7 protein-coding genes and 1 pseudogene are annotated in these 8,028 nt (G+C 65.3%); 2 read left to right on the top strand and 6 right to left on the bottom strand.

What is annotated here, in order from left to right; all coding sequences use genetic code 11:
* Positions 1–463: 463 nt before the first annotated feature.
* Complete coding sequence (locus ACIP0B_RS27255) at positions 464–835, top strand: DUF6124 family protein (RefSeq protein ID WP_400838054.1); 372 nt, start codon at positions 464–466, stop codon at positions 833–835.
* A 46-nt stretch (positions 836–881) separates the two neighbouring features.
* Here ACIP0B_RS27255 and ACIP0B_RS27250 read toward each other — a convergent pair.
* Both ACIP0B_RS27250 and ACIP0B_RS27245 read right to left on the bottom strand, forming a co-directional pair.
* Positions 882–1,150, bottom strand: a pseudogene (locus ACIP0B_RS27250) (type II toxin-antitoxin system RelE/ParE family toxin).
* Positions 1,140–1,346 (bottom strand): antitoxin, encoded by a 207-nt coding sequence (locus ACIP0B_RS27245; RefSeq protein WP_400838051.1) that lies wholly within the window; start codon positions 1,344–1,346, stop codon positions 1,140–1,142. Before ACIP0B_RS27245 ends, ACIP0B_RS27250 begins: the two are co-directional and overlap by 11 nt.
* Positions 1,347–1,764: 418 nt before the next feature.
* Between ACIP0B_RS27245 and ACIP0B_RS27240 the strand changes: the two genes are divergently transcribed.
* A complete protein-coding gene (locus ACIP0B_RS27240) occupies positions 1,765–1,971 on the top strand; it encodes a CopG family transcriptional regulator (protein WP_400838048.1) in 207 nt (68 codons plus the stop codon).
* A gap of 108 nt (positions 1,972–2,079) precedes the next feature.
* Here ACIP0B_RS27240 and ACIP0B_RS27235 read toward each other — a convergent pair whose 3' ends face one another.
* From ACIP0B_RS27235 to ACIP0B_RS27220, 4 genes are all read right to left on the bottom strand, one after another.
* The gene (locus ACIP0B_RS27235; protein ID WP_400838045.1) at positions 2,080–3,531 is read right to left on the bottom strand and encodes a curlin; all 1,452 of its coding nucleotides are present in this window, start codon (positions 3,529–3,531) and stop codon (positions 2,080–2,082) included.
* A 27-nt stretch (positions 3,532–3,558) separates the two neighbouring features.
* Positions 3,559–4,020: a curlin gene (locus ACIP0B_RS27230; protein ID WP_085586878.1), complete on the bottom strand. Its 462-nt coding sequence runs from the start codon at positions 4,018–4,020 to the stop codon at positions 3,559–3,561.
* Between the two features lie 71 nt (positions 4,021–4,091).
* The gene (locus tag ACIP0B_RS27225) at positions 4,092–6,320 is read right to left on the bottom strand and encodes an Ig-like domain-containing protein (protein WP_400838041.1); all 2,229 of its coding nucleotides are present in this window, start codon (positions 6,318–6,320) and stop codon (positions 4,092–4,094) included.
* 35 nt (positions 6,321–6,355) lie between these two features.
* On the bottom strand, positions 6,356–7,711 hold the full coding sequence (locus tag ACIP0B_RS27220) for a hypothetical protein (RefSeq protein ID WP_400838038.1): 1,356 nt from the start codon (positions 7,709–7,711) through the stop codon (positions 6,356–6,358).
* Between the last annotated feature and the right edge of the window lie 317 nt (positions 7,712–8,028).

The raw sequence follows: 8,028 nt of genomic DNA, 5'->3' as shown, positions 1-8,028 counted from the left end.
GACGGCCTGACAGCCGATCCACCTCTACCTGACTGCACCCGACCCTTGTGGGAGCTAGCCTGCTGGCGATGGCGGCCTGAATGCCGACCAGTCCTTGGCTGATGCACCCATGGTCAGACTGCATTTCAGTTCTGGAATGTTTAAAGAATGTTGCAGATTTACGGATCCTTCCCACAAGGTTTTCAGGTTGTCCCTCGGAAGGCCGGGCCCTAGCCTGTGTCTGTCGCTGAGTTCAGCGATCGGGATTGGAAACCCCGGGTAAAACAGTACGCAGCGGTCGCCTTTCATGACGTATGCTTGCGCACCTTTTGGGTGTGCACTCTGTTATGGCGGCTGTGCGTGGGGGGCCTTCGGGTCGTCCGGGTTTCTCTGTTTCCCGGGTTTCCAACCTGCGTACAGCTGCCACCCCTTCGTCCGGAAACCGAATGGGCCAGCTCCGACTCATCAAACAGAGTAAGACGCCATGTTCAAACCCACACCCAACCCTCCGGTCAACACCACAACCGACCCCGCATCCCCCTACGAATCCATCGATTCGCGCAAACTCCACGAAGCCGCCGAACGCGCTCTCGACCACTACCTCAACCCGGCCGCCCGGATCATGGCCGCCCCCAGCGACGCGGATCCCATGTACCTCCCCAACCCGGTCTACGACACCGAATCCCTGCTGGCCAACGCCAGCGAGAACCTGGGCTCGGCCTCGGAGATGCTCCACAACTTCGCCGCCACCCTGGACAACGGCCACCGCCGCACCGCACTGGGCATCGCGCAACTGGTGATGTTGAGTGAGGTGGCGGTGGGGCAGGCGCTGGATAACGTCGAGCCTAAGACCTGAATGCGTTGACCTGACAGCAAGGTGAGCAAGATCCCCTGTGGCGGTGTCAGGGATATTCCTGACGCGCATGCAAGACGCTCAAGACTCGCACGTGATCCGCCACTTGATAGATGACCAGATAGTTGGGGTGCACAACGATTTCCCGTGTGCCGGCAACCCGACCTGATCGATAGAGACAGGGATGCACAGTCAATTTGGAGGTAGCGGCTTCAATGCCCTTGAAGAGCTTCATGGCCGCTGCGTGGTGCCGGTCGCTGATGTGTTCAGAATCTGCAGGAGTTCAGCCCGTGCTTCAGGCTGCCACTCAATCTGCATCGTGGGTTTTGCGCTTCGCTTCCATCAGGGCCTGCATTTCGGCCATCACCTGATCGTGGGCAATGCTCGGGCGAGGGTCATCGAGGGAGGCTTGGACCTTGGCCCTGAACCACCGGTCATAACTGGCCGCCTGCTCTTCGGGCTCAAGGTCTGAAACGACTGGGCACAGCGGGTCGATGAGGTTCGGGTCGGTCATGGGGCCTCCGGGCGCAATGCCCGGCAGTCTATTCGGTAAAGGGCACGCTGTCGTCGCTGACGGGATGAGTTGCATGGGGGAAACGCTCCGTGAGGTTCAGGTGGATGCCTGCCGATCCTGGACGGCGCACTTCCGAGGGACAACCTGCAAATTCGGTCGGAAAAATCCGCATTTTTCTCGAATCCACCATTCTTCTGTAGGAGCCAGCCTGCTGGCGATGACGGCCTGAAAGCCGACCAGTCCTCGGCCGAGGCATCCACTGTCAGACTGCATTTCAGTTCTGGATTGTTTAAAGGATGTTGCGGATTCGCGGATCCTTCCCACAAGGTTTTCAGGTTGTCCCTCGGAAGGCCGGGCCCTAGCCTGTATCTGCCGCTGAATTCAGAAATCGGGATTGGAAAACTTCGGGTAAAGCAGAATGGCCAAATCAGAACAGACTCATGCCATGGCCGCCCATGTTCAACTGGAACTGGCCAAAAAAATTGATTTGATGGAGGAGCGCCTGACGCTTGAAGCGCTGGCGGATGTGGACGCCGGACGTGTTATCGATCATCAGGTCGTACACGTCTGGGCCGACAGTCTGACGACGGATAGCCCACTGCGTGCGCCACGCTCAGGGAGTTGATTCGGATGGCAAGCACGCGCCTCTTTCACTTCACCTGGTGTCGGTACGATCACTTTTGTGAGAGCCGCGATCGCACAACGCAATCGCGGCTTTTATTACGCCCAACCCTTACTGCTGCAACACCGTCGCCTGGTTCGCCGACCCGAACTGCTGGATGTTCGCCGTCTGGGTCATCCCGCTCTGGTCCACGGTGGCGATGTTGCCGGTGCCGCCTTGGGTCACGTACGCCACGTTCATCGTGTCGGCCTGTTTCACGCTGATCTGGTTGTCGCTGCCGTAGAGCTGCGCGGTGTAGGCCTGGTTGCCGGAGCCGGACTGGTCGAACTCGGCGCTGTTGCCCGAGCCGTTCGACGAGCCCTGGATCAGGTTGGTGCTGCCGCGTTGGTCGGCGATGAGGATGTTGTCGCTGCCGTTCTGGTCGAAGTACAGCTCGTTGTAGGACTCGGCCTGGCTGACGGTGGTCTTGTTGCCGGTGCCGGTCTGGTGGGTGGTCATGGTGTGGCCGACGCCGTCCTGGGTGAAGCTGGCGATGTTGCCGTTGCCGGCCTGGGTGACCGTGGCGCGCTGGCTGCTGCCGAATTGGCCGCCGTGCTGCGGGCCTTTCCAGTTGCTGGCGTAGACCTTGTTGTCGTTGCCCACCGAGGTGGCGTTGAGCACATGGCCGTCGCCGTTCTGGTAGGTGAAGTGGACGTTGCCGTTGCCCACCTGGTACAGCGCCAGCGTCGAGTTGACCGACTCGAACTGGTCGGCGTAGATGGCGTTCAGGTTGCCGACCTGGGTGACGGCGGCGGTGTTGTTTTCGCCGTAGCTTTGGTCCACCACGGTTTCGTTGCCGTCGCCGTACTGGTTGACGGTGGCCTGGCTCGCCAGTTGCGAGTCCTGCCAGATTTCGGTGCCGTTGAGGGTGCCGAACTGGTTGATGGTGATGGTGCCGCCGGTGCCGTTGCGCTGGTCGCCGTAGGCGTAGTTGGAGTCGCCGGCCTGGTTGATGCCGATCGTGCCGCCGTTGTGGGTGACCTGCTCGGCGGTGCCGTAGTTGGCGGTGCCGTACTGGGTGATCACCGAGCTGTTGCCGCTGCCTTCATACAGTTGCTCGATGTTGGCTTCGTTGCTGTCGCCGTACTGGAAGGTCTTGCCTTCGCTGCCGTTCTGCGAGTCCTGGTAGATGAACGAGAAGTTGCCGCTGCCTTGCTGTTGCTGCAGCGCCGTGTTGGGCGAACCGAAGCCCAGGGACTGGCTGGCGTGGGCGGTGTTGAAGGCGCCGACCTGTTGCTGGGTGATGGTGCCGTTGTCTTCGTAGAGCTGTTCGGCGTAGCCGGCGTTGTAGTCGCCGACCGCGTCCTGGGTGATGGTGCTGGTGGCGTGGTCCTGCACGGCGGCGGCGTTGTTGCCCTCGCCGAGCTGGGTCTGGGTGGCGGTGCTGAACGGCGCCTGGGTCTGCTTCACATCGGCGATGTTGGCGGTGCCGGCCTGGCTTTGGGTGGAAAGGCTGTCGTCGGCCATGGCCTGGGCACTGATCATGACCAGGATGGCGGCGGTGAGGGGCGTCAATTTGAACATGATGAACTCTCCGATGATTGCAGTGCTTTAGCGGTATTGCTTGACCGAGACGCTCATGCCGTTGCCCGACTGGGTCACGGCGCTTTGCAGCCCCGTGCCGGCCTGCTCGATGCTGGCGTCGTTGTTGTTGCCGTTCTGCGAAATCTGCGCGCGGTTGTGGCTGCCGGCCTGGGTGATCGAGGCGGCGTTGCCGGAACCGTTCTGGGTGATCTGCGCCATCAGGTCGCTGCCCTGTTGCAGGATGTACGCCTCCTGGTTGCTGCCCGACTGCACGATCCGCCCCAGCAGCGACTGACCGTTCTGCGAGAGCAGGGCAATGTTGGCCTGGCCGTTCTGGTCGATCAGCGCTTGCTGGCCCACGGGCGGGGGCAGTTCGCCGAGGTCGGCCGAAGGGGCCAGGTCATCGTTGTCCATCAGGTCGTCGGCGCGCGCGCCCGCACCGCCGCACAGGGCGAGCAGGCACAGCAGGGCGGCGGTCGGCGTGTTCATGGCGTTGTCCTGTGTCGTTCAGGCGATCCGGGGGCTTGCCCCATCCACCCGGAGGCGGATGGGGCGAAGGCCTACAGCGTGGTCACCGACACCGTGCGCACGGTGCCCTGGGACGAGCGGATGGTGGCGGTCGGGTTGGCCGACGGCACCACGTTCGTGTTGTTGAGCGTCAGCCGCCAGCGACCGGTGACCGGCACCGTCGTCGTGCCGAGGGTGACCAGCCCGGTCGGGGTGGTGACCTGCACGGTGATGGTGTTGCCGGTGGTCACCGACGAGGTGCCGGCGAAGTCCCAGTTGAAGCGGTTTCCGGAGCGCGCCTGCACCGTCGAGGTGGTGATGGTGAAGGTCTCCGCGGCCGGCCGTGGCGACACCTGCACGGTGACCGTCGCCGCTGTCGACTGGGCGCCGAAGCTGTCCCGGGCGATGTAGGTGAAGGTCGTGGTGAAGGCCGTGGTCACGGTGGCCGGCGGGGTGTAGGTGATCACGGTGCCGTCGGTGCTGACGGTGCCGCGCCCGGCCGGTGGCTGGGTCAGGCTGGCGACGCCCAGCGGCACGTTGCCTTCCGGATCGGTGTCGTTGGCCAGCACGTTGATCGGGATCGCCACGCCCAAGGTGGCGACGCTGTCGGCGACGGCGGTCGGCGGCCGGTTCGGTGCCACGCTGACGGTCACGGTGGCCGGGTTCACCGAGGCCAGGCCTTTGCTGTCCTGGGCCTTGTAGGTGAAGGTGGCGGTCAGCGGCGCGTTGACCACCGCCGGCGGCGTGTACACCACCGAGGTGGTGCCGTTCAGGGTGACGGTGCCTTGGCCGGCGGCCGGTTGGGTCAGTGCGGTGATGGTCAGCGGCACGTTGCCGTCCGGGTCGCTGTCGTTGGTCAGCAGGCTGAGGGTGATGGGCACGCCGAAGCTGGTGCTGCCGGTGTCGGCGACCGACAGCGGCGCCTGGTTTTCTCCGGTGTCCGGTGCGCTGCCGACCACCACGACCGGCTCGGTGTCGCTGCCGCCGGCGGCGGATTTCACCGTCACGGTGGCCGGCGGCTGGGTCAGGTCGGCCACGGTGATGCGCTGCAGGGTGCCGGTCTTGGACAGGCGGCCGTAACCCTGGGCGACCATGTCCGGCACGGCCACCTCATCGGAGGACGTGGCCTCGATCAGCAGGCTGTGGTTGGCCCAGCTGTAGCGCGCGGTCTGGATCTTCACCACGTCGGTGAGCTTGCTCGACACCGCCGTCGGCCGGGTGGTGCCGGTCGGGTTGGTGGCGGTCACGACGACCACCGACGGCAGGGTGCCGGTGCCCAGGCGCTGGCCGAAGAACAGCCCGTTGTTGTCGCCCAGCAGGTTGGTCTGGCACGGCGACGGCGGGGTGCCCGGCACCAGCGCCACGCTTTCGCGAAAGCACAGGGTCGAGCTGGCGTCGGCCTTGGCGAACACCTCGGCGCGCGTGCCCGCCGAGGTGCGGCGGTAGGTGGCGCGGTCGATGGCGACGTGGGTCTGCTGACGGTTGTCCAGCACCTTGCCCGCCACGGTGAACAGGTTGGTCTGGATGGTTCCGGCAGGTCCCGTGATGCGCACGAAGTTGGTGTTGAACGGGCTGCCGGTCACCGCTTCGGTGAGGTTCGGGTCGCCGACGAAGGTCTCGATGCTGCCGGTGTCCGGGTTCACTTCGGTGTACGGGCCGTTGACGCTGCGCAGGAACGGACCGATGGCGCCGTTGAGCGCACCGCTGAAGTCGCCCGGCGCGCCGATGCCGACGTCTTTGGTGATGTTGATCGCCCGCCGTCCCGGTGCGGTGACGTTGACTGTCTCCACGCCGTAGGGGTGGGTGATGGTGTAGGTGCCGGCGACGGGCACGTTCACCCGGATGCGGATCCGCGCGAAGCTTTGCTGATCGCCGTCGACGGGGTTCTCCGAGGCGAACGCCGCCTCGATCCCGGCCACGTAGGCGTCCATGCCGTAGCCGGCGCCGTTGTTGGCGATGTTGGTCTCGGCCAGGAACCAGAAGGCTTCCGGCGGCCAGTTGTCGGGGAACACCATGGGCTGGGTGTCGTCGAAGATGCCCGGCTCCGGCAGCAGGGTGCACATGTAGGCCGGCGGCACGCTGGCCGGCACCCGCGAACTGGCGGCCCGGGACTGGCACAGTTCCATCGACAGCAGGTTGTTGTCCTGGTACCACATCGGGAATTTCCCGGTGGCGAAGGTGTAGGGGCCGGGATCGACGGCGGCGAGTTGCGCGAACGCACTGCCCGACAGCGAGATTGTCAGCCCGAGCGCGTTGAGCGCGAAGCGTGGCCACTTGTTCATGATGCCTCCTGATGCGGATCTGGGCATGTGAGCGTTCATTGCACGATGACCACTTCTTCGGTGTCGCTGCCGCCGTTGGACGACGTCACCCGAACCTTGGCCGGCGGAATCGGCGAGATCCCGGTGGTCAGGGATTTCACCGCGCCGTCGCCGCCCAGGGCACCGATGGCGGCGCCGCCGGCGGTGCTGGCGGTGCTGGCGGTGAGCACCGGCGGCGAGGTCTCGTCGCTGGTCGAGGCCACGAGGGTCAGTTGCCCGGAGCTCAGGCTGTATTCGGCGCGCTGGATCACCACCAGGTCCGTCAGGGCCATGGGCAGGGTGGTCGGGGTGCTGCTGGCGATGGCCAGGTGGTTGTCGGCGGTCACTTGCAGGGTGGTCGGCAAGGTCGGGTTGGCCGCTGACTGCGCGTACCAGCTGCCGGTGCTGTCGGCCTCCTTGAGGTTGAGCACCGGGGTGCTGCTGGTGACGGCGACGGTGGCGGGCGCGGGCGGGGCCTGGACGAACACGTCCTGCTGGGCCACCGGGGCGCTGGCGCCGGGGGTGCGCGAGTAGGTGCTGCGCTGGGTGATCAGCGGCGTCGGGCGGACCACCGTGGACAGCTTGCCGGAAATGGCGAACGTGGTGGTGCGCAGGTCGATCCCGCCGGGCCCTTCGATGCGGATGAAGTTGGTGTTGAACGGGCTGCCGGTGACGGCCTCTTCCAGGTTCGGGTCGCCGATGAACTGCTCGGCGGCGCCGGTCACCGGGTTGGTCTCGGTGTAGGGCCCGTTGACGCTGCGCAGGAACGGGCCGACGTCGCCCTTGAGTGCGCCGTCGTAAGTCTTCGGCGAGCCGATGCCGATGTCGCGGGTCATGTTGATCGCACGCCTGCCGGGGGTGTCGACGTTGAACACGTCCACGCCGTAGGGGTGGGTGATCACGTAGGTGCCGGCGGTGGGCACGTCGACCCGGATGCGGATGCGGGCGAAGCTGATCTGGTCGCCTTCCGCCGGATCGCCACCGCCGAAGGCGGCCTCGATGGCCGAGACGTAGGTCAGGTCGATGCCCCGTGCGGCATCGACGATGCTCCCGTCAGCGGTGAACCAGAAGGCTTCATCGGGGAAGTTGGTGGGGAAGGACAGGGGCTGCGCGTCGTCGAAGATGCCCGGCGCCGGCAGCAGCGAGCACATGTACGACGGCGTGCCGGGCACGCTCGGCACGCGGGAGCTGAGCGCTTTGGACAGGCACAGATCCAGGGTGCGCCCGTGGGTGTCCTGGTACCAGGCGGCGAAATTGCCGTTGGCCGGTGCGTAGGGGCCGGGGTCGACAGCGAACAGAGCGGCCTGGGCGATGCCCTGGGCCAATGCGCTCACGACCAGCACGGTCGCGGTTTTGGACAGTAAAGGGTGCATGAGTTAATCCCTCTATCGAAATGCCTGCCCCGTGGGGTGGGTCAGTTGCAGGGGCCTCTACAACTTCCATACCAATGCACGGCCACACAGCCGCAAAGCCCCGTGCCACGGGCCTTTGAGGGTGGGTGGGAAAGGGTGGCGGGGTACGGCGGGCAGGGCGACAGTCCCCAAGGTTGGGGGCGGTGGGGGCAGTGCGCGGCAAGGACGCGGTGGGGCAGGTGATGAGGGTGTCGGCAGTGCCGGCCTCATCGCTGGCAAGCCAGCTCCCACAGGTTTTGCGGTGGTCTGCCAATTCTGCGAACACCGCCGAACTGTGT

It is taken from the genome of Pseudomonas sp. NPDC089534, from assembly GCF_044749305.1.
GTDB classification, from domain to species: domain Bacteria; phylum Pseudomonadota; class Gammaproteobacteria; order Pseudomonadales; family Pseudomonadaceae; genus Aquipseudomonas; species Aquipseudomonas ekonensis.
Note: the sequence above shows the minus strand (reverse complement) of the source record. Positions and strands in the feature narration are given on the sequence as shown.

Bases quoted from the DNA above. Each gene is read 5' to 3' on its own strand.
- ACIP0B_RS27220 (WP_400838038.1), bottom strand. From the start codon at position 7,711: ATGCACCCTTTACTGTCCAAAACCGCGACCGTGCTGGTCGTGAGCGCA.
- ACIP0B_RS27240 (WP_400838048.1), top strand. From the start codon at position 1,765: ATGGCCAAATCAGAACAGACTCATGCCATGGCCGCCCATGTTCAACTG.
- ACIP0B_RS27225 (WP_400838041.1), bottom strand. From the start codon at position 6,320: ATGAACAAGTGGCCACGCTTCGCGCTCAACGCGCTCGGGCTGACAATC.
- ACIP0B_RS27245 (WP_400838051.1), bottom strand. From the start codon at position 1,346: ATGACCGACCCGAACCTCATCGACCCGCTGTGCCCAGTCGTTTCAGAC.
- ACIP0B_RS27230 (WP_085586878.1), bottom strand. From the start codon at position 4,020: ATGAACACGCCGACCGCCGCCCTGCTGTGCCTGCTCGCCCTGTGCGGC.
- ACIP0B_RS27255 (WP_400838054.1), top strand. From the start codon at position 464: ATGTTCAAACCCACACCCAACCCTCCGGTCAACACCACAACCGACCCC.
- ACIP0B_RS27235 (WP_400838045.1), bottom strand. From the start codon at position 3,531: ATGTTCAAATTGACGCCCCTCACCGCCGCCATCCTGGTCATGATCAGT.